Raw genomic sequence first — 25,294 nt, forward strand, 5'->3', positions numbered from 1 at the left:
AGACCTAATTTCGTTTTGATTAACTTCGTTTCTGTTCTCATTTTTCTGACAGTTTAAAGGGTTCAACTTTTGATAGTTTGCACTTCTAAGTTAACCCAACTGTCAGATTAAGTCGAAACTACTTCACATTAACATAACGAACTCATTTAGACGTTAGCGAACTATTCATTTGACCATTCATTTGCAGCAATGCTTTCCTAAATGCGTCTTGAAATCTGATAGTATATTCTACAAGCCAATCTAACGCTTCTTCGATCTTTTTTTCATTGTCGAAATCTGTCACATGATGCAGAACAATTATTTTATCTCTGTTTTGGGGATTTGGATTCCATAATAATTTTTGGCCAATCATTTTTTCGATTTCCTCTTTTTTGGTTTCCAAGTACGGCAATATCGTATCCACAACTTTATTACCGATATAAACCCGAACACCAACTGTATTTTGATCCGTATTACAAGTAATGGATAAATGGCAGTGCGCTCTTCCTAACGCGATGTTATACCAATATTGAGGTGCCGGAGATTGCAATGATGGGATTCTTTTTGTCTTTTCAAGTTTAGCGCGCAACTTTGTCCAAAAATCAAACTGAAATTTTTTACTGTCTGATAACTCTTCGCTTGATTTGGTTCGAGCGGCTTGGCGAACTGCTTCATTAGGTTTACTAAGCACTTGGAATTTCAGAGCTGGTTTGCTATCATCGATTTGCCACAACTCTATTTGAACTCCGTAAAATGAAATGTCCTCAGTAGTGTGATCATTTAACCAATCCAGCGCTTTAATGTGCTCTTCTGTGAATTCAGTTGCAATCCAAACTATTGTTGAAGCATCCAGCACTGATACATATGTTAGTGCTTTACCTAGATGATCGTGATCAGTTCTTTCAAGCTGATTTTCGATTACAACGTATTTTCCTGTGCCTGTATCCTTTGCCAGTATATCTGCCGCATAAGGGCCACAAGCCACCTCCATGTTTTCTACCTCTAATTCAACGCCTATTGCCTCGTTTAGTTGTTCAATATTTTGGAATAGCCAAGGTGTAAATTCCCTAGCTTCGCTTGTCCATTTTTGTCTAGCTGAAACAGCTCTTAATTCGCCTAACTCCATAACAGTTAAAATTGTTAAGACTTACAATCTACGGATATTGTCAGGAAAACCTGATTTACTTTAAAAGAAAAGCAATTAATATTTGTCTAATAATTGTGTACTATGGTCAGAACCTCAATCAAATACCTATCTTATCAAGTCGGACAAAGAACTGTCAATTGATGAAATAAAACGGTTGCCTGAAGTTTCTGAAATCATTGATCATCGAGACTATAAATTGACGCTTATTGATCATGGCATTTGGATCTTACAACTTTTTTCTGAAATTCATCTAAATAAAATGCAATTGTGAATGGAAGAAATCACAAAACTATTCACTGGTACACTACCTTTATTCGGGGTGTTTATTGGCTGGTTATTAACCCAGTGGGGTGAGCGCAACAAAGTTAATCGCGAAGATAGAAGAAAAATCAAACGAACTATATTCTATCTACTTGAAGTTAGACACGGTCTTGGTTTTTTATTTACACACGACGCCGAGATAGCCGCGTTTATTGCCATCTTTAAAAAGAAATTCAGTCGCCTTTCTGATCAGTATGACAATTTTAATATTGGAGAGCTTCTAAACAAATACATTAAACAAGTAGCTAGCCATAATCCATTGTTCAATGACAGTGACTTAAAAAATTTGAATAGCAAACTCAATGAGTGTATAGATACGTTAGCAGAAATTGATCCTACCCTTGCTTTCCGCCTTCATGGAAAGCAAAACATCCGAGAGGCGCTTAAAAGCATTTATGTCCAGTCTCATCCAATTGTAGGGGAACTAACAAACAATGTAAGCGATGTTGAGGAGTTCAAAAATGCCTTTAATAAAATAGAACCAAATCTTGTCAATGAGACAATATCTGATATCGACTACATTATACTTGAGTTGACACAAAAAATAGATCGCAAAACTGCTAAAAAAATAAAAGCAAGATTAGAAATCTTTAAATCACCTCCTGATTTGGCGGATATGGAATCTTTTTTGAACAAGATGTTTCGTGGAGTGTTTCCTGAAGCTAGTCAAGAGGCCGACGTTAAATAATTTTAAAACCCCCAGGATTGCGTATGACTTCGTGATCACCCTTTTGAAACGGATAAAAATAACGCATCTTATCGGAATACAATGGAAATACGATGAATTCGAAACATCATCTGAATATCAAATATTCTCTCCTGGCCATACGGATTTCTCAAAGGAACTTCAACTCCATGACAGACGAAGGCTGGTTCAAACGGCGACTGATCAAAAAGGTCATCAGAGGTTCTCGCGGCTTGTAATCTGTTTTCTTCCTGGAAGAATTCAGATACTTCACTTGTTTTACTCATATGGCGCACATCGCGGAAAACTGAACCCTGAAAACTCTTACAACAGTTATGTGCGATATGAATTAGGGCCGTCTATAGCGTCATGCAGAGAGTTGCATGACATGTCCTATCGGAACAGAATTCTGGTTGCAAATATCACAAGGTGTTTCAAAAAATCCAAGCTGGCTATTTCTGCCTATCTTTGAAATATTTAAAAATCAAATGATGCTGGAATGTTTCGTAATTGAAGATAACGGACACACTTTAATTTGTGAAGTGACAATTAGAGGCGAAAAGAAAACGATTCCTTTTTATTGGAGCGACCATTACCACTACTTTCGCTCCGAAGAACTTATTTATGTTCAGATACCAGCCGGAGGAACACAAAGATCTTACGGATTTAGTGATTCACTCTACAATAACAAAGTGAGAACGGCATTCATGTTTATTCAAAAAATAAAAGGACAATACCATTGGATAACAGTATATAAAATCATGGACGGAGAAGGTCGCATTGCATCTTGGGTTGACAGCGAATGGGGGAAAAGATTGAAACATCTAGAAGCTTTGGACTCCGTTACTCCGTACGCCATATGGGTTGAGGAGACACCACAATAGACTCAAGGTAGTCTATACTGATTCGGGAGATACAAGTTCGGGAGCGTGTATCTGTTAAATGAAAAATGCCTCCGGGGGTGTCCTAGAGTCATTTTTTGTAAATACTTTGTAATCCCGCTGGGATTAGAACTGCCTTATTATTTAAGTGAGTGCAAAGAGCCAATATGTCCGTAACTGCATCCACAAAAAGAAGAATTTTTCTCGTAAATAATTGGCATTTTTTAAAAAAGAAAAAATCTGTAGCCCTGGCAGAGATCGTAAATATTTTCTAACGATTCATTTACAAGAAGAAACAGAAGCGAAAAATCAAACTCACCTAAACGCTCACCAGTAAGTCAAATGAAGTAATCACGCGTCGTGTGATTCGTAGGTGAAACTTAGTATAGACTGTAACTGGTAAATAACATTGTCCAGTTTTTGGCAAATAAGAGTGTACAGAAAATGGCAACAATAGTGTCCAGGTAATGGAGATTCGCAGGTTTAAAACCAGCGAATTAAAATGAATGCACACTTAGCCAAATGGATCATGTATCATGAAGTACACCGAATGCACCGCGAGGGGTATTCTATCTCAAAAATCAACGACTTATTAGGGCTTCACCGGAACACAATCCGCAACTATCTCTCCATGAGCGAAGCGGATTACGAGGCCCTGCTGATCAAACAAAGTGAACGAAGGAAAGAACTGGATCCTTACGAAGAATTTGTAAGAGAACGCCTTAGGCTTTATCCTGAAACATCGGCTGCGCAGATGCACGATTGGTTGAAGGAACATCACCACTCGTTTCCTAGCGTTAATTCCAAAACCATATTCAACTTCGTGCACTGGGTCAGAAACAAATACAATATTCCGAAGCTATCGGTAAAACGTCAGCACCAGGTAGTTGAAGAATTACCTTATGGCCAGCAAGCTCAGGTTGACTTCGGACAATATAATATGCGAGCCTCGACAGGAAAACGCGTAAAAGTTTTCTTCTTCACCTTCGTGCTGTCCCGCTCGCGTTATAAGTACTTGTGGTTCACCGATCGGTATTTTACTACTGATCTGGCTATACAAGCTCATGAACTTGCCTTCAGCTACATCCACGGTGTGCCCGATGAAATTGTTTACGATCAGGACAAAGTCTTCATCGTCACCGAAAACAGTGGAGATATTATTCTCACCGATTTATTCCGAAGCTACATCCGCGATAAGTCGTTCAGGTTGCACTTCTGTCGTAAGTCTGATCCTCAAAGTAAAGGTAAGGTTGAAAACGTTGTGAAGTATGTCAAGCAAAACTTCCTCTACAACCGCACCTACTACAACATAGAGACACTCAATGAGGAAGCATTGGGGTGGTTAGGCAGAACTGCCAATATGATCCCGCACAGCTTCACTCAGAAAGTTCCGCATAGTGAATGGGTAATAGAAAAGGCATTTCTGAAAACGCATACCGATCTTCCAAAAAAACCAGAAACAGTGCTGTATACCGTCCGGAAAGATAACACCATCTCATTCAAGAGTAATCTTTATTCACTTCCGCTTGGCACCTATGCGGGCAGAGGAACACAAGTCTCCGTAACGATTTTAAATGATACATTGCAAATCTCATCATCTACCGGAGAGGCTATCTGCATGCACAGACTGGCATTGGGTAAAGGACTTAAAATTATCAATACCCACCATAAACGCGATAGGACAACGGCCATTGAAGAGTTGATTCAGGGCATATCCATGCTCACGCAAGTTCCTGATCAGGCCATAGAATGGCTTAAAACAATCTATGCAGCAAAACCCCGCTACGTAAGAGATCAGTTGCTCATGATCCGAAAAACGATTCAAGCTAATGACACTAACTTAATTACCCGGACCATTCAATACTGTCGTATTAACAAAATCGCAAGCGCAGTTGATTTTGATGCCATTATAAAACAGCATCACCGTACCAGTACTAATAATGATCAGAAAGTGGTTCCTCTAAATCCACTCTCAGGTAACCATTTAACAAGTGCCATCATTGAACCTGAGAAGAGCTCGATAGCCGACTATCAGAATATTATCAAGAAAACATCAAAGTAAAAAGGTTCACGTCCCGGTAAAAGGGAAAAGCAAATCAGCAACGCCTGAAAAGTTCGTAAGCAACCCAAATGCTTTTCGCTTTTATCGGGATGATACAAGCCAACTGCTCATCGTGATCAAGGTATATCCATCAGCATGGCGCCGTTAAGGAAACACAAAACTAATTTTTACAAACAAATAAAACCTATGGAACACAACCAACAAATCAAAAATTACTGTCACCAATTTAAGATTACCGGTGTCAGCACAAACATCGATCAGCTTGTAATCGCTGCGCAACAGCAGAATAAATCCTACCTGGATTTTATCATCAGCCTGTTTGAAGCTGAGACGCATCATCGACAGCAAAATGAATTTAAACGCAGGTTGAAAGCTGCACAACTTCCGCTCAACAGCAACCTGGATGCATATAACCATGGCGTGGAAAATGGATTGAGCAGAACGCAGTTTAATCAATTGCGCGACCTGGCATGGGTAGATCAGATATACAACCTTATGCTTATGGGTCCATCAGGAACAGGGAAAACGTTTTTAGCTGCAGGTCTTTGTGCAGATGCCACAGCCCGAGGCTTCAAGGCCTACTTCAGAACAATGGAGGAAATTATCAACATGCTTAAACTCAAGGATGTTACCCGGACTGCCATGAATGAACATAGACGACTCGCTAAAGCAAATCTGATTGTCATTGATGATATCATGCTCTTCCCGATGGAAAAAAATCTAGCAGTGAGCTTCTTTAACTTTGTCAACCAGGTTTATGAAAACACCTCCTTTATCATCACCACCAATAAAATGCCCGCTGACTGGGCTAAAACCCTTGACGATGAAGTGCTCGCAACTGCCCTACTGGACAGGCTCCTGTTTAGGTGTGAGGTCGTTAATCTATCCGGCAAAAGTTATCGGATAAACAACCGCAAAACTATTTTTGAATCTGCCAATTAATCCCTTCCTTTAAACCTCCAAACTGGACAACCTTGTTGCCAAAAACTGGACAATCCTAATTGCCAATAATTGCACATTGTTGTTTACCGATTACATATAGACATTAAATAAATAAGCAGCGGGATTAAATCTTTCATTAGAAGTAATATTTTGGCTTTCACATGAGCTTACCTTTCTTTGGCAATCCCTTCAACATTAATTAGTCTTGTTAGTGGAACTACACTATTCCATGCCCCTGAGTAACCGTAGGATCGTTGCTCTGATGGTCTTGAGCTTAACTCAGAAAGTTTGGCCTTCAATTCATCTATGGTCGAAACGTTGAATACTGGCTTAACTTTATCAAAGTATCTCTTCGAGATTAATCGGTCAAATAAAGCGATCCGGCTTCTTTCAAGATAAATGTATGTCCATGGAAACCAATGATGCCCGGAAAGACTTGCAATATAGTGGCATAGCAAGTCGGCGGTTACTAACGTAACTCTTGATACGTTCGGATGCAGCCTTCGAATTATTATTTCCGCCCTTGGCGATATAAAGTTGCTATTAAATGTTTTTCGTATGTATGCATCGAAAGCGCTAATTGGCCTATTCAATTCTGTGAACGGCTGTGGCTGAGCTTCTCTTTCATATTTGTCTTGAAAAAAATACTTCGAATGGAACAAGTCTCCAAGTAAAATGTAATTTTCATTTTTAAGAGCAATGGCTACCGTGTAGAGAAAAAGTTCTTGATACATGAAGACGAAGTTGGAGAACGCTTCAGCAAACGAGCTTCCGCAACCATCTTGAGAGTCTTTCAGGAGAGTAAGTTTCTCAAAGAATCCTGCGATAATATCGAAGTCAATTGCTACAGGTGACTTTGAAATATAATCGACAAGCTTAATGTAATCGTCGCGAAGTGGCAAACATACTTGAATGTTATCATAAAGTTGCTTTCCTAACTCCATATATATCTTTGAGGGTTTCTCAATTATTCCCGAGTTAGACAGAAGAGAATATAATTCTTCTAGAAAATCACGCGTAAGAACACCAAGCATAGAAGGATTCTTGGATGTGACCGTATCTATTTTTCGAAGTATTGCACTGGTGCGAAAATCATTTGGTAATTCTTCAAATAAATGAGCCGGTGGCTTCCCAAGTTGAGGCATTACATAAGTTGGTTGCTGAAAAATATTCCTCAGAATTTCATCGTATTCATCTTCGAATGTTTCGTCGCTTGACAAATCTCTATAAATGATTGTTTTTAGATAGGTAGGAATGAATGGGTTACCCTCATCGTCTCGTTGTGCAATGATCGGTATAAATTTTTCCTGCCTTATCTTATTATATATTTCGGCACTGATGATTTGTGTTTCCGTTCCGGCACCACCTCTTCGTTCATTTGCTTTTTCAGCATATTGTTGATCTAATATCATAAGTACTCGAAAAATAGTAGGGTCGTTTACCATCTGCTCCATGAAATGATATTTGTCGTGCCCTTCTTTGAGATGCCATTTGTCGATTATGACCTCGACAAAATCAGACCGGAGACGCTTGGCAAGATTAATGACCCAGTTAATATGGTCTTGATTGCTCCAGCTATAAGAGATGAATACTTTTGGTGGTGTTTGAGGTACTTGAGACATCTTAAGTTTTATTTACGTTTACGAATTACCTGACCTAATTTATTCTTTTGCTGGGGATCTCCGAAATGAAATCTGTTCTGCAATCTCTTGTCAATAATAGTTTTATCAACACCAATATACTGATAGACACGGGCAATCAGTAAACCCAGCAATATCTGGCGCATTCACATAGTTCTGTATGCCCATCCCTCCGACTACCTATAGAGTGCCTACCGAGTGCCTAGCGATAAACATGCATCCAGGTATCATTCATGTATCATCGTTGATGCATTGTTCATGCATCCGGCATGCGATGGAGATGCATGGTGTTCAGATGTTGTATAGATGTTGTTCAGATGTGGTTCATAGCAGCCTTCATGCCAGGCATCGTTTCGCATGGCACTCGCCAGGCACTCTCTGGGCACACGCTCGGGATATGCAGTTCGTTGTGTTCATGCCTTGAATTGAACACCGAATAACGAACACCGAACACCGAATGTCGAAGGGGCTTGCTATAGCGTAGTGTGTTTGTATTCCAGGTGTGTTACAGTATATAAAATAAATTTCGAAGGAACTTCCGATCGGTGTTCAATATTCGAAAATTCATGATTCGATGTTCAACTCCCCAGAAACGAAGTGAACACCGAATATCGAACACCGAAAACCGAATTTCGAAGTGAACCTGCTACACATCAGACTCAACCGAATAAAGCTTCGTACTGCGGCTGATCATTTCTTTTACTTCTTGCTGGAGAGAAAGCGGCTTCAGCACTTTTACTTCCGCGCCAAAGGCGAGCAGGGTTTGTAGCAGTTCGTAGTTGGGAATGAGTTGCAGGCTGAGGACTAGGCCGGCTTCATCATCGCGTACGATTTGCTGCGTGGGGTGCAAGGGTTGTGTTTTAAAATAGTGGCCTTGCGATACGGAACACCACAACTGCACTTCTTTCACACCTCCAGGCCGCAAGGTGACGCCGATGGTGTGATCAAAGTATTTCTGCAGGTCGATGCCAGTGTTGTCTTTGAAAGGTACCTTTTTGTTCGAGATGGTCTCGATGCGGTCCAGCGCCAGGATGATAATCTTTTTGCTGCGTTCGCTATAGCCTAATACATACCACAGGAATCTATATTCCTTTAGCAAGTAGGGATGGAAGACATGGTCGCGAACAGGTTGGTTAAATTTCCGGTAGGTCACCAGTACAGGTTGCTTGCGCGTTGTGGCGTGGTAGAGCTTATCGAAATGCTCAATGCCTTTGACGTACGGCACTTTTTCAAAATCGGCTACAGGATGTTGTGGGTCCCTCCTCTCCCGCCTCGCCTGATGCATGACTACTTTATCGAGCTTGTCGAAGATACCGGCTACGCTGTTAAACACCGCTGCACCGCGAAAGCTTTTTAAGGATTCTACAATCAGGGCAAAGGCCTCGATTTCTCCGGGCGTCAACGGAAGGTTGTCGATGGTGTAGTCAGCGTCGGTGTAATGATAGCCTCTGTTCCTGCGACAAAAAGCGATGGGTGCATTATAGCCTAATCGCCGGTCGTGACGCATGGCCTCCAGGTCTCTTTCAATGGACCGGGTGTCGACCACGATGTCGTGTGTGGCGAGCGTTGATTTGATTTCCTCTAGTGAAGGATAAGGTTTCTGTTTATTAGTGAGACATGCGTTAATGATTTTGTAGCGCATGAACGGTTGCTTTCCAACAGGCATAGGTAAAGTGTAAAGGCTAAAAGCATAAACATCAAGGTAACTTCCGGATAATGACCCGATGTAAACTTTATCATTCAAGATAGTTCGCTTCGTGTAAAATTTCAAACGTGATTTTCCATTGATGCAACAAAACAGCGTCGTGTTCGCACACAGCCTTACATCTTCCATCCGGCACTATCAGCACCTCCCTCCCCACAGAAAAAAAATCTCACTGTAACTCAACGAGTTAAAAAATATTTATCAATATCTCTCCCTTTATTTTCACTCCGACACTAGCTGGCGGAGTGACGCCATAGTTTTGTGTCATCACACTGCAGGTGGTAAAACTTAAACACTTAAACACTTAAAAAATTATGGGAAAAATCGATGAAAACATTATCACGAAAGGGTTTCGTGGTAAGTACAATGAAGACCTGGTATTTCGTAAGGTTGACAAGCAGACAATCTTTTCAAGGCGTTCGGTTAGTAGCAAGCCGCCAACGGAAAGTCAACTGGCAGCGCGGGCGCGCTTCAACAGCGCATCCATGTATGCCTCCAGTGCGATTGCACATCCGCAGCGAAGTCTGGACTACAAAGTGATGGCCGATCTCCAGGGATTAAAGAGCGCCTATCTCGCAGCGGTAACGGATTACCTCACCATGCCGGAGATTGGCAACGCATTCGCTGGCGAATACAACGGCAACGCTGGTGATTTGATCACGATCATTGGAAAAGTAAAATTCAAGATCGTTGACCTGACGGTGACTATCCTTAGCGCAACAGGCGCGGTGATTGAAACGGGCAAGGCTGTACCGTTTGAACTCAAGTGGCGGTATACCGCTACCACCCCTAATCCACAGGTACGCGGATCACGCCTTGTGCTTGTTGCCCGCGACAGGCAAGGAAAAGAGTCGACTGTTGATCAGGTATTGTAAACCGTCTGTTGTCGACGTAAAACGGGAAATTATTATTAAACTTTAAACAAAAACTGCATGAAGAAAAAGAAGGACAAATAACGTATCACCATTAAATCAAAAACAACCTATGAGTCAATATGACTTTGCGTCCCGCCTGAAGTTGCGGGACGCTTTTTTTTGTTATGAATACCTGCGGACTTCTTCCCCCTCAGAGTCACCGGCCTTACCTCCCTCTCAGAGTCACCGGCCTCCGGGACTCTGAGGAGTTCTGTGACGCTAAGGACCAACGTGAACCCTACCTGTTCAACTCCTTATAATGAACAACATCAAAATTTCCACGGTTACCCAATTCATAGAAGCCTGCACTTGAATGTCCTTCCCCCTCGATTCACCGGTCCTCGGGACTCTTTGCTACAACCGAGAGATTGTAGTGCTCAAAATCCTCAGAGTCCCGGAGACCGGTGACTCTGAGGGGGTACTAACTCCTTGGAGTACTGTAAACAATTTTACATTCTACACCCCATAGCTATCAGGTGGAAATTAAACCGCAAAATGTAAAACGCTAACCCGATGGCTATCGGGTGTAAAATACAAAATGGATAGTTAATTCATTCTGGTCTTTGCTACAAACGAGAGATTGTGGTGCTCAGAATCCTCAGAGTCCCGGAGACCGGTGACCCTGAGGGGGTACTAACTCCTTGAAGTACTGGAAACAATTTTTACATTCTACACCCCATAGCTATCAGGTGGAAATTAAACCGCTAAATGTAAAACGCTAACCCGATAGCTATCGGGTATAAAATACAAAATGGATAGTTAATTCATTCTGGTCTTTGCTACAACCGAGAGATTGTAGTGCTCAAAATCCTCAGAGTCCCGGAGACCGGTGACTCTGAGGGGGTACTAACTCCTTGAAGTACTGTAAACAATTTTACATTCTACACCCCATAGCCATCGGGTGGAAATTAAACCGCAAAATGTAAAACGCTAACCCGATGGCTACCGAGTAAAATACAAAATGGATAGTTAATTCATTCTGGTCTTTGCTACAACCGAGAGATTGAGGTGCTCAGAATCCTCAAAGTCCCGGAGACCGGTGACTCTGAGGGGGTACTACGTAATCTGCTCGCTAGAATCACTTTGCGGTGGGCAAAATCGTACAGGGGATAAATGCACCACTTGACGAAGGAAGAAAGAATCATTTAATCGTGCGGTGGCGCCATCAGTCCTCAGACTCCTAAACTCGCTTCAACTCCCACTTCTGATTCTTGTTATACACCAGCGGAATGTACTCCACTACCACATCACTCTTGTCTAGTCCAAAAGCGCGCTCATCATTTAAGCTCAGGGATTTTAGAAAGAAGTAGCTGTTCAACATCAAGCCTTCCTTCAATGAAAATTCGTTTTCCACCGAGATAAATTTCTCGATCACGACAAACTTGAAGTCAGGCTCGGGATTGTACTTTGTCGAGCCGTCCGGACGAACATGAAGATTTAATTCTTTGTTCGCTACCAGTTGTTGCACGATCTTCTTGAAGAACATTTCTGATCTCGGCTGAATTCTGAAGCCGACTTTAATATTAATTTTTATGACTTTGTCGTCGAGCAGTTCGGATACATCGTATGCTAGTGTGTAAGGCTCATCAGTTCGTTCAATGTGCAAGAACCAGTAGACATCGGCACGTTTTGGTTTCTTTGAAAAAATTGACAGGATGATCTTTTCTTCGATTTGTTCACGGTGATTGGCTTTGGTTAAAAAGATCAGGTGTGTTGAAAACTTGGGGATGGCGTCATCTTCACTCAATTCATTGATGAGCGATGTGTATTTGCCAAGCTCAACGAATCGAACATGCTTGTTGTTAATTTTCCTCGCATAGTACCAGACATACATCACCGTAAAAATGAACAATTCGAAAAAGAGGAACATCCACCGCTCTTTTATCTTGACTGCGTTAGTGATGAAGAAAGAAAATTCAATGATTCCAAACACCACGACAAACAGCACAACCCAGATGATGTTCCACTTCAATCTGTAAATCATGAAATATGAAAGCAGAATAGTGGTCATCATCATCGCGACAGTAATAGAAAATCCGTAGGCAGCTTCCATATGCGTGGAGCTCTTAAAATATAAGATCATGAGCACGCATCCCACCCAAAGGATAATATTCACACTCGGAATGTAAATCTGTCCTTTCAGTTCTGTTGGCTGCCGCACAGTAACGCGCGGCCAGAAGTTCAGGCTCATGGCTTCGCTAATTAATGTATATGATCCGCTGATTAATGCCTGCGACGCAATGATCGCTGCGCATGTAGCGATGACGATGCCGGGAATCAGAAACCAATGTGGCATCATTTCATAGAAGGGGTTTCGTCCACTCAGAAATTGATCTCCTTGATGCATCAGCCAGGCAGCTTGTCCCATATAATTTGTCATCAATGCTGCTTTTACAAACCCCCATGTTATCCTGATGTTTTTTCTTCCGCAATGGCCTAGATCTGAGTAAAGAGCCTCAGCTCCGGTAGTAGCCAGAAAGACAGCACCCAACAACCAAAAACCGTGAGGATAATTTACGAGCAGCTCGTACGCATAACGTGGACTCAGGGCTTTGATGATCTCAGGAAAGTGAATGATTTGACTAATGCCGATCACGAGCAACATCGTAAACCATATCATCATTACCGGACCGAAGGTGATACCGACTTTCGCCGTCCCAAAACGTTGGAAGAAGAAAAGACCAGAGAGAATAATAATTACAATGGGCACAGTCGGAAGATCCGGAACCACTATCTCCAGCCCTTCAACAGCGGACGCTACCGAGATGGGCGGTGTAATGATTCCATCTGCCAGTAATGTTGTAGCTCCAAGTATTGTCGGGATCACGAGGCCTTTCCTGAATCTTCTCACCAGCGCGTACAGAGAAAAAATTCCGCCTTCCCCTTCGTTGTCTGCCATCAACGTGATGATGATGTACTTAACTGTCGTCTGAAGCACAAGCGTCCAGAAGATGCAGGAAACTCCGCCAAGCACGAGTGTCTCTGTTATCTCGCGCTCACCGACAATTGCCTTGAGAACATACAATGGACTTGTGCCAATATCTCCATAAATAATCCCAAGGGCTACGAGCAGTGAGGCAATAGTGATCCTGTTCGAATGATTATTCGATTTCATTTTTTATCAATATTAGTGTTAGTTAATTACTGAGGAATCGGTACCCGACACCGGATTCCGTTACGATATGTGTTGGTCTGTTTACGTTCATTTCAATTTTCTTTCTTAGCTGTGCAACGAATACCCGCAGGTATTGCGACTCGTTGATGTAGGTCGGTCCCCACACCTGCTTAAGAAGATACTGATGTGTCAATACCTTACCTTCATTCTTTGCGAAAAGAATCAGAAGCGAGTATTCGGTCGATGTCAGCTTTAAGATTTGATTATTTCTTTTTACTGTTCGTGAAGCAAAGTCAATGGTGAGGTCTCCGAACTCGCTTGCATGCGCATTCTCCCGCTCAGAAGTTTTTCTGATGGCTGACCTTATTCTCGCCAGCAATTCACCCGTGCGGAACGGTTTCACCAAGTAGTCGTTCGCGCCACTGTCGAGCGCAGTCACGATTTCAGTCTCACTGGACTGGACAGATAGAATGATGATTGGATTCGAGTACCATTCGCGCAAATGGCGTAACACCTCCTGTCCATTTTGATCAGGCAACCCGAGGTCGAGAAGAATCAGATCAGGCGGATGGTTTGCAACCAGTGTAAGTGCTTCTTTGCCTGTCTCCGCTTCTATCACACGATATCCGCTTGACTGCAGGGTTATTGAAAGCATCTTCCTGATCTGCGGCTCATCATCAACTATCAGAATGTTGGCGTCATTCATTTTTGAGTCCGCTTAAATATGAAAACTCTGTTGGAATTCTGATTGTAAACTTGGCACCACAAACAGGAAGATTCCCTAACGTGATCGTCCCACCATGTGCTTCTACAAATCCTCTTGCGATAGAAAGGCCAAGTCCCGTTCCTCCGGGCTTCGCGCCCTGAAGTCGGTAAAACTTATCGAACACTTTATCGATCTCCTTTTGTGGAAATCCAGGTCCGTTATCTGCTACAATCAATACCATTTCATTCTGTTCGATCTCTGTTTGAATTGTGATCTTTGAATCCTCGGGTGTATGATTCACCGCATTGCTGACCAGGTTAAAAAGCACGTGCTCCATCAATCCATAATCGAGTTTACAGAGTGGAAAACTTTCAGGGATGTGAACAGCCACGTGGAAGTTTTGCAATGGAACGTCAAGCTGGTTTAATGTTTTGTAAATCAGGTCGTGCATGTCTACCCAATCTTTTTTCACTTGTAGGAACCCAGACTCAAGTCTCGACATACTCAACAAATTTTCAACTTGCTGATTGAGCCGCAGTCCCGCCACGGAGATTTCGTTTATTAACTCTTTGCGATTTTCTGCCTTTAACTTGCCGTTCAATGCCTGAAGATTATCGGCAGCGCCAATGATAGTCGTGATGGGTGTTCGGAGCTCGTGTGATAACGAATTGAACAGCGCGTTGTAAAACTTTACGGCATTAGCCCTCGCCTCCTTTCTCCTTATCTCCTTTTGCATCTCTCGGATCTTGTAGGTAGCAACACCATTGATTAAGGCGATCACAAAATACATGATGAATAACAAACGATCTTCCGCATCTCCTACCGTGAGCGTGAACCTTGGTGGAATAAAAAGAAAATTCCACAGCACTGCGCTCAGCGACGCAGCGACAAGAACAGGTACGATATCGAGGAAGATGGCAACTACTGAAACCATTAGCATTAGTAATAATGCTATAACACGGTATCCAACGTAATCCCTGACCGCGAGTCCGAGCAATACTACAAGGATTACTCCCCCAACACTGACAACGTACTGGGTTGCCTTGCCAGGTTTATGAAACAAGTAAACTTTCAATGCCCTGTGATCCATTTCTTTCCCTTTGACAAAACGAAGGTACACCTACGTTTATAAAGAAAATATTAAATCATTCAAGACCAGTATAAGGAATTTATAAAGATTGAAAAGCATGGCGTTGCAGCACATAAAATAACCTCTGGGTTACCATCTTCCGTGAATGTTGTTTAAGACCTTAAAATGTTGTGTTTATGATCAATAATATCGTATTGAAAGCAATCTTTTTGTTATCGCTCGCTTACCTGTTGACGAGCTGTTTCAGCTATGATCCCTCAGCGGATAAAGGACCAGATCAAGCGCTGATCAGGATGCACGTACCACCTGGATATTATAACGATGATGCGTACCTGGTGATCACAGACATGGATGCCAATGGACTTCTTCCCCCTCAGAGTCACCGGTCTACGGGACTCTGAGGACTGCTAACGTTAAGACTCTGAGGGGATACAAGATGTAAAGCGTGTAGCATAACGAGTTTATTTTTTCTGTACGATAATTCATTCTGGTCTTGGCTACAACCGAGAGATTGTGGCGCTCAGAATCCTCAGAGTCCCGGAGACCGGTGACTCTGAGGGGGACCGGAGTGAGGATCTTATAAAGCAGCAGCCAAACCAAAAGCATTGGTAATCATGCCTGGTGAAGCGCACGTGGATTTATACGATAAATTGATGTCATCCCATTCAATAAGTTGGAGACATTTTTTAACGAAAACCTGAAAGTTGAGTCAAAAGTAAAGCAAGGGCAGAACCCACAAAAGGAAAATAAATCACCATATTAGTCGAAGGTTTAACAAAAATTTAAGATGGAAGCAGTAAAAACAACGGCAGAAGGAGCGACAAAAATTGCTACGAAAAATGTAAAAGCGTATGGAACAGCAGCGGCAAACGCGGACCTGAACCAACTGAATATTCAACGGAGAAAGCCAACACCACATGATGTGGAAATTGAAATTTTGTACTGTGGTGTTTGTCATTCCGATCTTCATACCGCCCGAAACGAATGGCACGGAACGATTTACCCGTGTGTGCCCGGCCATGAAATTGTGGGGCGAATCGTAAGCGTGGGTAGCCATGTAAAGAAATTTAAAGTCGGTGATGTCGGTGCAGTAGGTTGTCTTGTCGATAGCTGTCGGGAATGTCAATATTGTAATGACGGTTTGGAGCAGTATTGTGAAGCGGGCCAGGTGCAAACATATAATTCTGTCGATCCGTATCTCGGGACAGCAACCTACGGTGGCTATTCAGAAAGTATCGTTGTGCATGAAGACTTCGTATTGCGCGTACCTGAGAACCTCGATCTCGCAGCCGTAGCACCGCTACTTTGTGCAGGTATAACCACCTATTCTCCGTTGAAGCATTGGAATGTCGGCAAAGGAAAAAAAGTTGGTGTGGTTGGTCTCGGTGGACTAGGTCATATGGGTGTTAAACTCGCAAAAGCGATGGGTGCAGAGGTGATCGTTTTCACTACCTCTTCCTCCAAAATAGAAGACGCGAAGCGTTTAGGCGCGGATGATGTTGTGCTGTCAAAGGATGAAAAACAAATGGCGCGTTATGCAGGGAAGCTCCACTTTGTATTGGATGCGGTTTCCGCACAGCACGACATCAATGAATATCTCAGCCTCTTGCGCGTCGATGGTTCACTCACGCTGGTGGGCGCTCCTGAGCATCCACTCCCGGTAGCACCCTTTAGCCTGATACCGATGAGAAGAAGTTTCGCGGGATCAATGATCGGAGGCATTCCGGAAACACAGGAAATGCTGGAGTTCTGCGGAAAACATAATATTGTTTCCGACATTGAAATGATCAACATACAACAGATCAACGAGGCCTATGCGCGGTTATTAAAAGGCGACGTAAAATATCGGTTCGTCATTGATATGGCTTCTATAAAAAAATAAAGTAAACTGTGAAAAGCACCAGTGTTGTCGTCCTGTTCTTTTTTCCTTTTCTGATGGGAGCTGCATGTGATCAGTATACACCAATGCCGACAAATGACAAGCAACATGCGAGCATCGAAAATCTTAACGCGATGAACGATACACTCCTACTTAAAATCGGCGATAAGGAATTTACAGCTACACTCCTTCATAATCCGACAACAGCTGCATTCAAAGCGCTGCTGCCATTAACGGTCAACATGGTGGAGTTAAATAGAAACGAAAAATACTTTCGTCTTTCAAGGAGCCTGCCGACGAATGAGTCGACCCCTGGAACAATCAACACCGGTGACTTGATGCTTTACGGCTCGAATACATTTGTACTTTTTTACGAAGGTTTTTCAACCTCATATCGCTACACGAAGCTTGGAAGAATCAACGAGTCTACGGGCTTGGCCGCAGCCGTAGGGAAAGGGAACGTAACCGTTACGATCAGTGTAAAATAATACGCTTAAACAACTATGTCATGAAAAACGCTATGCATGTTTCAATCTTAGCATTATGCTTGTCCACGCTCTTTTTGCAATGTGGTACTGAAAATGCGGACATCAACGAACATTCGATATTTCCTAAAGGCGAACCTGGGGCAAAGGAAAATTTTACCGGGAATGCGTATAACTTCAGTTTGGTTCCTTCGGATTCAACGTACAATACGCTTGTCGGTAATGTGTACTTCGAGAAAAGCGCACGATCAAACTGGCACGTGCATCCTAGTGGACAAATTCTTATCGTACTTGATGGTGAGGGATATCATCAACTAGAGGGACAGCCCAGGCAAACGATGAGGAAAGGTGATGTGATCAAGTGCCCACCGACCGTAAAGCATTGGCACGGGGCAACGGAAAACAGCAGTCTTACCCAACTGTATATTTTACCAAAAACAGAAAACGGAATTGTAACATGGCTGGAGCCTGTGACAGACGAGCAGTATAAATCCAGCAACTAAAAAGAATGGGAAATTATTTAAATTAGGTTTTAACCAACCGACAACGGCCTTAGATTGATTACGGATCTGTTCGCATTAAGTATTTGTTTCCAACTAAATAGACATGCACACGCTGGCGCAGTTCTTATAATGTTGAGCCTGAGTCACGAACTGCTTGGCATATCCTTTGTTTATACGACATCCCATCATTATCAAAAAATCGAATTTCAATTTCTTCTCGATAATCGATCCCCTATATGTCTGAGTCAACTTATTTCTGACAACCGCCACAAATCTCCGCGAAAAATTTAAAATCCGGCCCGCCTGGCAGAAGTTGCCGGTTTCAGCAGCAACTTACCTCAGCCTTAGCAAAATAATTTTTCCACTCGGGTAGCGTATAAGTTTTGAATTCAAAAAAAAATTAAGCGCAGGGAGATTCGTCTAATGGGAAATAAATCGAGTACAATAAAAGAAATGCAGCATCCAGTTACGATGCCTGACAATAAGAAAATATCAACAGAAGATTGATTCTGATAGCCGAAAAGGAAATCCAACATTCCGTTAAAAAGGTCGCCTTCGAGAATTTTCTTATCAAAAAACAAAAAAACAAATCGAAATCTTCACCAACGATAACTTTCATTACATCCATCCCTTGTTTACGGCACCGACAAAATTTCCTTGTATTGCCCGAAGTTGGCATCTTTATTTATTCGTGATTGTGACGTTGCATTTAACATATAATCATCCTAACGCATGTTCAGAGTTCCTGCTATCCTGATTCTCGTTTTTATTGTAAGCACTTCCTACTCGCAAAACATACCTTGTAAAAGCTATCCGATGGGCGGATACCACGGGAATTGTGGTTTGACGTCTGCACTTTCTGCAGATCGAAAATATTTGTACACGTCTGACCGTGTGACACTAAAAAAATGGGACATCGCGACGAGCAAAGTTGTGGAAGAGATCCCTGGGTTCATGCATCCTCTTGCGGGCGGAACAGACAACCCGCGGTTGGTGAGAGTAATACGCGAGTCAGGTGTACAGATACAAGGGAACAATGACCTTTATGATCTCGGGCGTAAGAGTCTGGTTGTTAACCCTGAGATAGCGTTTCTTAATTTGCTCTCCGAGGACAAGCGAAAGGCATTTCGGAAAGTTCTAAGCGCCTCAAGTTTTAATATCTATTTCAATGCAGATTCTACCTTCGCGGCACTCGCTGAAACCGTCGGAAAAATTTATCAGGTGGAGGTAACTACCGGCAAGATGAAGTTGATCTCTGAAGGAAGTACGGGCCCTTTCATTAACGAACTCAATACACTTGTCGTATTCGGTCCCAAGGACAAAAAGTACCTGGTCAATTTTGTAACGGGTGAGAAAATGCAGTTTACCGCAACTGGCGGTTTTGAGGCATCGATCGTAACGCCTGATAAAAAGTATATCGTATTCTCTGGCCGGGACGGACTATCTTTTGTAGATCGCAAAACTGGAAACGAAGTATTTAAACACTACGGCGGCCGTGTGTTTTTTAAGTCGGATCTGTCGATGTTTTATGTGTTTAGTATTGCATGGGAGAACGATGGGACATACAGTGTTCATCATGCGCTGACGTTTGGATATCCTGACTTTAAAAAACTGGAACGGATTGATACACGATGGACTGGTTTCGCAAGCCCGCACAGCCTTAATTTCGACCCTGATAAAGGCGTCTTCTATAGCGCTGGCGGAGGCCGGGATATCAAAACGCATGAGATCAAAGTCCCGATTTCAGTTGCCTATGTTCCGTCCCAGGAAGATTTGAATGCAGAGGTATCAGATCGCGAGCGCAATGTGAAAATCGGCAATGAAGCGCTGGAGAAGCTAAGCACGATGAAGACGCCGCCTATCGTTAACGTTATAGAGCCCTATATCACACACAAGATATCAAGCTACTCGGACAACGGAAAGGTTGTCGTGTATTCGAAATACGGAGATGGCGGTTCTGTGATTGTCTGGTCATTCCCGGAAGGCATGCCGATAGCCGCCTTTCGTGACCAACTAAGTTCAGCGCGCGGCGCGTCAGAATCGGCAGTTCTTGTTCCCGGAAATATTCAGAAAGCCTCTATTAGTCCTGGGGGAAAAGTTATCGCCCTGGAAACAAATGGGGCTTTGTTGTTTTATGCAGGTGAGGTTCAGACATCTGTATTTGCAAAGCGGATTTTACTGGGATTACTAGACAATGCTGCCTTGTTAAGCGACTATAATTACAAGGATGTGATTGTCGTTGATCCAGCTACAGGAAAAACAATAGGCAAGGTTAAGACTAAGGGTGAAAGAGATGCAGTAGGCGCAGATCCCCGGATAAATCCAGGCGTGTTCACCATCAAAGAAAAAGAACGGATCGGAATAATCGATCCTGCTTCTCCATCCGAAATCAGGTATACTCCTATCACTCAGCTTCCGGAGAGTGATGCGGCTAGATACGACTTGAAACGCTGGACCTTAGTAGACAATGCCACTGGAAATGAAACAGTGTTACCCGGAATCAAACCATTGACAGGGGTAGATGAATCAAAGGTTCAATCGAACTTTCTGATTGCGTTTTACTTTAACGAAGGCTATTATATTTATGACCTGAAACAGAAAAAGACAATTAATGAAAAACCAATTTATCCTGGTTGGATGACCGACAACCACGTAATATTTTTACCAGGAATCAATAAGCTTTTGGTATGGACTTCGGTGCCGGTCTTCACACGGCCCAACGCAACGGAAAACGACCCGGGTGCCTCTGCATTTACCATTGACGTGAAAACCGGGGAGATCACTCCATATCTGATGTCCGAACCAAGATCCGCATACATCGAGAAGGAAAATGCAGAAAAAGCGGCGGCGTTCAAGTACGCGTCACTCCCATGTGAGGAGAAGAAAAGGTCTTATGGCCCGGGTGACAATATTGGATCGGCAAGTCACCCAGCGTCGATTGTGCTTGGATACGATTGCGATCGAAAAGCTTACGTAGTGGCTAGACGCTCACTTCTTTACCCAGGAACTAATAGCATGGTACAGGTAAGTCGGCTTTTTCCCATTACAGAAGAAGAGCTTTCTTCCCAGGGATATATCAAAGTTAAAAAGTCGCATGCAGTCTGTCCGTTGTGCCACGGCTATCCGATGGAGTTTTCGAAACAGACAACATCAGGCTGGTCGGATTGGGAACAGAAGAGTCTGAATATCTATTTGTACACACGCGAGTGGGAAACAAAAACGGAGACTATCGGGACACGTTGCAGTACTTGCAAGGGAGATGCCTGGATAAAGCTGGATTGAAAGATAACCATAAAGACGGCGAAAGCACTGCTCCTACCTGCCCGCAAAGATTCAGAAATCTAACAACCGAAGGTCGTTTACTCATTCCTGAGTTTATCTACCGGGTTGGCTATTGCCGCGTTGAATGATTTCATGCATTTCTTCCCCCTCAGAGTCACCGGCCTCCGGGACTCTGAGAATTGCTAACGTTAAGCCTATTGGTTCAACTCCTTGAAGTACTGGAAACCAATTTTACATTTTTCGTCCGATAGATTCTGGTGGATATGAAACCGCAAAATGTAAAACTCTAATTAATTCATTCTGGTCCTTCCTACAACCGAGAGATTGTAGTGCTCAGAATCCTCAGAGTCCCGGAGACCGGTGACTCTGAGGGGGTACTAAAGTGCCCACCGACCGTAAAGCATTGGCACGGGGCAACAGAAAACAGCAGTCTACCCAACTGTATATTTACCGAAAACAGAAAACGGAATTGTAACATGGCTGGAGCCTGTGACAGACGAGCAATCCAGCAAGTAAAAAGAATGGGGAATTATTTAAATTAGGTTCTAACCAACCGACAACGGCCTTAGATTGATTACGGATCTGTTCGCATTAAGTATTTGTTCCCAACAAAATAGACATGGACACGCTGGAGCAGCTCTCGTAACGTTGAGCCTGAGGCACGAACTGCCTGGCATACACCTCCTCTTGAGGAGATTTACCGAGGTATTCAGAAATATTCGCCGGCACATGGCGTTTAGCGCCTTACATCTTCCATCGAAAATCTCACCAATTACGGTACGATAGGAAGGATATTTTTAAAACATGTAATGAATATCAAACAAGCTACAGAAAAGGTGATTCATCGACAATATTTACATCAATGATTGTCGTATAGTAAGCTTTTTGCTACTTGACCTTACATTAACTTTATAAACGTTACCTGATGTATCGCATTTGTATTGCTCTTTTCTCCGTTTTCATTTCATTTTCAACCTCCGCACAGAAATATTTTCAGAAAGGCTACTTCATCGACAATGAAGGAACACGAACGGAATGTTATATCAATGACAAAGAATGGTCCCAAGATCCCAAGATATTTAGTTACAAGCTAACCGAAGGAAAGGCCATGCTGGGTTCGATCAGAACCGTAAGGGAAATTGGCATTGGCGAGACACGATATCTTCGATTTGACGTGCAGGTTGATAAGTCTTCAAGCAATCCTGATAGCATCAAAGAAAATTCATCGCCGCAATGGACGCGCGACACGCTCTTCCTATCCGTCCTGGTGGATAGTAAAGCTGACTTGTTTTACTGCAAACGAAAGGGTGAAGACAGGTTTTTCTTCAGGGTTGATGATGGGCCAGTTACACAACTTGTCCATAAACTTTACCGGGTTCCTAGAGGTAACACGCAGGAACCGCGCATTGCGACAAATAACACCTATAGAAATCAGCTAAAAAATGAGGTCAATTGCCGGGGTTTTTCGGATGAAAGATTGAAAGGTCTCCACTATAACATCGGTGTGCTGATAACTTTTTTTAAACAACAAAACGAATGTTGGGGAAGTGAAGTATCGTCTATTGATGCCACAGACCGCGGGATCCTCCATATTAAATTGACACCTGGTCTTAGCTTTGCCCATGCTGAAGGATATGCTGCAGGTAAAAAATACCAGGATTATGACCCAGGTACAGGTTTGAGATTAGGTGCTGACTTTGAATTTTCGTTACCGTTTCATCGTAAGGAATGGGCGCTGCTGCTAGAGCCGGCCATCCAATCCTATTCGTCGAAAGGTCACGTCGATGAGAAACTCACTGTAAAATACACCTCCATTGAACTGGCGATGGGACTACGGTACTATTTCATCCGGAATAAAAAAACCAGCATTTTTATAAACGGTGCTGCAGTACTCGACGTACCGACTGAGTATCTATCAAGCTATCAGGAAAGCTCCAACAGGATGGAGACAACTTCCATCTGTGCTGCAGCAGGGCTGGGTGGAACCTTCAAACGATTTTCTGTTGAAGCCCGCTATTACACCACTCGAACCACTGACGGCCGGGCAGATATTTCTACTCCAAATGAGACCATCTTTATTCCGTTGAGTAATGACTATCAGAAAATGTCAATCATTTTTGGCTATAGGTTATTTTAACGTCGGAATAAAGGCGGTTTCCCGCAAAGCTTCAGGAATGTAACATCCTTTCTTCCCCCTCAGAGTCACCGGCCTCCGGGACTCTGAGAATTGCTAACGTTAAGCCTATTGGTTCAGCTCCTTGAAGTACTGGAAACCAATTTTACATTTTTCGTCCGATAGCTTTGGGTGGATATGAAACCGCAAAATGTAAAACTCTGGTTAATTCATTCTGGTCCTTCCTACAACCGAGAGACTTGAATACCTGCAGACCTCTTCCCCCTCAGAGTCACCGGCCTCCGGGACTCTGAGGACTACCAACGTTAAGCCTACCTGTTCAACTCCTTGAAGTACTGTAAACAATTTTATATTTTTCCACCCGATAGCTTCGGCTGGATATGAAACCAGCAAAATGTAAAACTCTAGTTAAGTCATTCTGGTCTTTGCCACAACCGAGAGATTGTAATGCTCAGAATTCTCAGAGTCCCGGAGACCGGTGACTCTGAGGGGGTACTAAAGGACAATGTCAGCATCAAATTTTTTAAATAATCTCCTGGTTACTATCTTCTGGCAATTTTGATTAAGACCTAAAAATGTTGTGTTTATGATCAATAATATCGCATTGAAAGCAATCTTTTTGTTATCGCTCGCTTGCCTGTTGACGAGCTGTTCCAGCGATGATCCCGCACCGGATAAAGGACCAGATCAAGCGCTGATCAGGATGCACGTGACACCTGGATATTATAACGGTGATGCGTACGTGGTGATCACGGACATGGATGCCAATGTACTTTGCGCCCAAAAAATCATTAATGGCACAGATACTTCGTATTATGCAACGGACGACTATGCGGGCGAGACAATCAACCTCTATGTGGTCAATCAGACGCCGCCTTATTATCATACTTCTGCCTATCTCAATATAAAGCGCGGAAGCGATTGGGGCCCTCCGTCAACCGAGGGTTTACGTGGTGTTAAGAATCCAATAAAAATTAAACTATTAAACATCCCGAGCTTCTCGTACCTGACTTATGGAACGAACTACGTTTCGTGGACAGCGAGCAATATCAGTGATACTACCGGGAGAACCAGCTTTAATTATATTGAGGCCGGGAAAGCTTACGCGCAAGTCATCCACAACGGGGAAGGCAAACATGGTTTCTTTGATATCGATGAAACTAACCATAGCGCAACCGTTGACCTTTCATCATTGCAGTCATCTGTGAAGAAAAATGTTGTCGCACCAATTTCTGGTGTATTGAGCGGCCACTTCTTTCTTTGGGGCTTCGAGACAGTTGGAGGTTATGAATCAAACTATTTGTTTATGGAAAGATCCTATATTGGTGCTGGATTAGATGTTTTCTATCCATCAAAGTCATTCTCAAGATACAGAAGTTCCTTCTCTTACTACACGGATACACACCAATACATCGAAGTCAGGGACGGATCTCTTAATCTGGACTATCAGCCGATCGACTTCAATGCTGAAATCGTAAATCCAAACCCAGCTAACTTTAGCGCAACCTTTACCGGTAAGTTTGATTATTTCTATGCGTATTACACGACCGCAGATAACAAAACATTCATACATGTTTACGGCGCTGAGAACACCAACAATTTTTCGATACCCGATTTTTCTGGCGTAGTTCCTATGCCAAAACTCGACTTGTCAGCTTTCACATTAAAATATTTTCAGCTTAACGATCTGGACGGCTTCGAGGAAGCAGGCAATTACTTTAAATACTACTCTACAAAACCGTTGGTCACGAGCGCTCGTCAACGAATAGTCAACGTTTTAAAGTAGATTGCAGGTCCAATCGAATCCCGCTGATTGAAAGCGTC

General features: G+C 42.9%; 20 protein-coding genes. 12 read left to right on the forward strand and 8 right to left on the reverse strand.

Features of this window, described 5'->3' with window-relative positions; all coding sequences use genetic code 11:
• Window positions 1-142: 142 nt before the first annotated feature.
• Window positions 143-1,105, reverse strand: a complete 963-nt coding sequence (locus P2W71_RS13625) for a DUF4268 domain-containing protein (RefSeq protein ID WP_276371814.1) — start codon at window positions 1,103-1,105, stop codon at window positions 143-145.
• Window positions 1,106-1,397: 292 nt separating this feature from the next.
• Here P2W71_RS13625 and P2W71_RS13630 point away from each other — a divergent pair, with 292 nt between their 5' ends.
• Entirely contained in the window at window positions 1,398-2,135 is a 738-nt protein-coding gene (locus P2W71_RS13630) for a hypothetical protein (protein ID WP_276371815.1), read from the forward strand.
• Between the two features lie 68 nt (window positions 2,136-2,203).
• Here P2W71_RS13630 and P2W71_RS13635 read toward each other — a convergent pair whose 3' ends face one another.
• Window positions 2,204-2,419: a hypothetical protein gene (locus tag P2W71_RS13635; RefSeq protein ID WP_276371816.1), complete on the reverse strand. Its 216-nt coding sequence runs from the start codon at window positions 2,417-2,419 to the stop codon at window positions 2,204-2,206.
• Between the two features lie 96 nt (window positions 2,420-2,515).
• On the opposite strand from P2W71_RS13635, the gene P2W71_RS13640 reads away from it, so the two are divergent.
• The 3 genes from P2W71_RS13640 to istB all read left to right on the forward strand — a co-directional run bounded on the left by P2W71_RS13640 (window position 2,516) and on the right by istB (window position 6,017).
• Window positions 2,516-3,016 carry a hypothetical protein gene (locus tag P2W71_RS13640; RefSeq protein WP_276371817.1) on the forward strand — a complete coding sequence of 167 codons (501 nt, stop codon included), beginning with the start codon at window positions 2,516-2,518 and terminating at the stop codon, window positions 3,014-3,016.
• A gap of 499 nt (window positions 3,017-3,515) precedes the next feature.
• Window positions 3,516-5,075: an IS21 family transposase gene (istA, locus tag P2W71_RS13645; protein WP_276371818.1), complete on the forward strand. Its 1,560-nt coding sequence runs from the start codon at window positions 3,516-3,518 to the stop codon at window positions 5,073-5,075.
• Window positions 5,076-5,261: 186 nt separating this feature from the next.
• On the forward strand, window positions 5,262-6,017 hold the full coding sequence (istB, locus tag P2W71_RS13650; protein WP_276371819.1) for an IS21-like element helper ATPase IstB: 756 nt from the start codon (window positions 5,262-5,264) through the stop codon (window positions 6,015-6,017).
• A 167-nt stretch (window positions 6,018-6,184) separates the two neighbouring features.
• On the opposite strand, the gene P2W71_RS13655 is transcribed toward istB, so the two are convergent.
• The 3 genes from P2W71_RS13655 to P2W71_RS13665 all read right to left on the reverse strand — a co-directional run bounded on the left by P2W71_RS13655 (window position 6,185) and on the right by P2W71_RS13665 (window position 9,428).
• Window positions 6,185-7,639, reverse strand: a complete 1,455-nt coding sequence (locus P2W71_RS13655) for a toll/interleukin-1 receptor domain-containing protein (protein WP_276371820.1) — start codon at window positions 7,637-7,639, stop codon at window positions 6,185-6,187.
• Window positions 7,640-7,647: 8 nt separating this feature from the next.
• A complete protein-coding gene (locus P2W71_RS13660) occupies window positions 7,648-7,803 on the reverse strand; it encodes a hypothetical protein (RefSeq protein WP_276371821.1) in 156 nt (51 codons plus the stop codon).
• 500 nt (window positions 7,804-8,303) lie between these two features.
• Entirely contained in the window at window positions 8,304-9,428 is a 1,125-nt protein-coding gene (locus tag P2W71_RS13665; protein WP_276371822.1) for a WYL domain-containing protein, read from the reverse strand.
• A gap of 248 nt (window positions 9,429-9,676) precedes the next feature.
• Between P2W71_RS13665 and P2W71_RS13670 the strand changes: the two genes are divergently transcribed.
• Window positions 9,677-10,237, forward strand: coding sequence for a hypothetical protein (locus P2W71_RS13670; protein WP_276371823.1), 561 nt, complete (start codon window positions 9,677-9,679; stop codon window positions 10,235-10,237).
• A gap of 1,219 nt (window positions 10,238-11,456) precedes the next feature.
• Here P2W71_RS13670 and P2W71_RS13675 read toward each other — a convergent pair.
• Genes P2W71_RS13675 through P2W71_RS13685 form a run of 3 tightly spaced genes read right to left on the reverse strand, consistent with a single transcriptional unit; the run spans window position 11,457 to window position 15,187 of the window.
• Entirely contained in the window at window positions 11,457-13,391 is a 1,935-nt protein-coding gene (locus tag P2W71_RS13675; RefSeq protein ID WP_276371824.1) for a KUP/HAK/KT family potassium transporter, read from the reverse strand.
• A 22-nt stretch (window positions 13,392-13,413) separates the two neighbouring features.
• Entirely contained in the window at window positions 13,414-14,097 is a 684-nt protein-coding gene (locus P2W71_RS13680) for a response regulator (RefSeq protein WP_276371825.1), read from the reverse strand.
• Window positions 14,090-15,187: an ATP-binding protein gene (locus P2W71_RS13685; RefSeq protein ID WP_276371826.1), complete on the reverse strand. Its 1,098-nt coding sequence runs from the start codon at window positions 15,185-15,187 to the stop codon at window positions 14,090-14,092. Before P2W71_RS13685 ends, P2W71_RS13680 begins: the two co-directional genes overlap by 8 nt.
• A 176-nt stretch (window positions 15,188-15,363) precedes the next feature.
• Between P2W71_RS13685 and P2W71_RS13690 the strand changes: the two genes are divergently transcribed.
• The 7 genes from P2W71_RS13690 (at window position 15,364) to P2W71_RS13720 (ending at window position 25,256) form a co-directional block, all read left to right on the forward strand.
• Window positions 15,364-15,588, forward strand: coding sequence for a hypothetical protein (locus P2W71_RS13690; RefSeq protein ID WP_276371827.1), 225 nt, complete (start codon window positions 15,364-15,366; stop codon window positions 15,586-15,588).
• A 386-nt stretch (window positions 15,589-15,974) separates the two neighbouring features.
• A complete protein-coding gene (locus P2W71_RS13695) occupies window positions 15,975-17,069 on the forward strand; it encodes an NAD(P)-dependent alcohol dehydrogenase (RefSeq protein ID WP_276371828.1) in 1,095 nt (364 codons plus the stop codon).
• An 8-nt stretch (window positions 17,070-17,077) separates the two neighbouring features.
• A complete protein-coding gene (locus P2W71_RS13700) occupies window positions 17,078-17,554 on the forward strand; it encodes a cyclophilin-like fold protein (protein ID WP_276371829.1) in 477 nt (158 codons plus the stop codon).
• Between the two features lie 20 nt (window positions 17,555-17,574).
• The gene (locus P2W71_RS13705; protein ID WP_276371830.1) at window positions 17,575-18,054 is read left to right on the forward strand and encodes a cupin domain-containing protein; all 480 of its coding nucleotides are present in this window, start codon (window positions 17,575-17,577) and stop codon (window positions 18,052-18,054) included.
• A 732-nt stretch (window positions 18,055-18,786) separates the two neighbouring features.
• Window positions 18,787-21,336, forward strand: a complete 2,550-nt coding sequence (locus P2W71_RS13710) for a hypothetical protein (protein ID WP_276371831.1) — start codon at window positions 18,787-18,789, stop codon at window positions 21,334-21,336.
• Window positions 21,337-22,261: 925 nt separating this feature from the next.
• Complete coding sequence (locus P2W71_RS13715) at window positions 22,262-23,473, forward strand: hypothetical protein (RefSeq protein ID WP_276371832.1); 1,212 nt, start codon at window positions 22,262-22,264, stop codon at window positions 23,471-23,473.
• A 583-nt stretch (window positions 23,474-24,056) separates the two neighbouring features.
• A complete protein-coding gene (locus P2W71_RS13720) occupies window positions 24,057-25,256 on the forward strand; it encodes a hypothetical protein (RefSeq protein WP_276371833.1) in 1,200 nt (399 codons plus the stop codon).
• The last annotated feature ends 38 nt before the right edge of the window (window positions 25,257-25,294 follow it).

Origin of the sequence: Chryseolinea sp. H1M3-3 (assembly GCF_029360725.1) — a bacterium.
Taxonomy (GTDB): domain Bacteria; phylum Bacteroidota; class Bacteroidia; order Cytophagales; family Cyclobacteriaceae; genus Chryseolinea.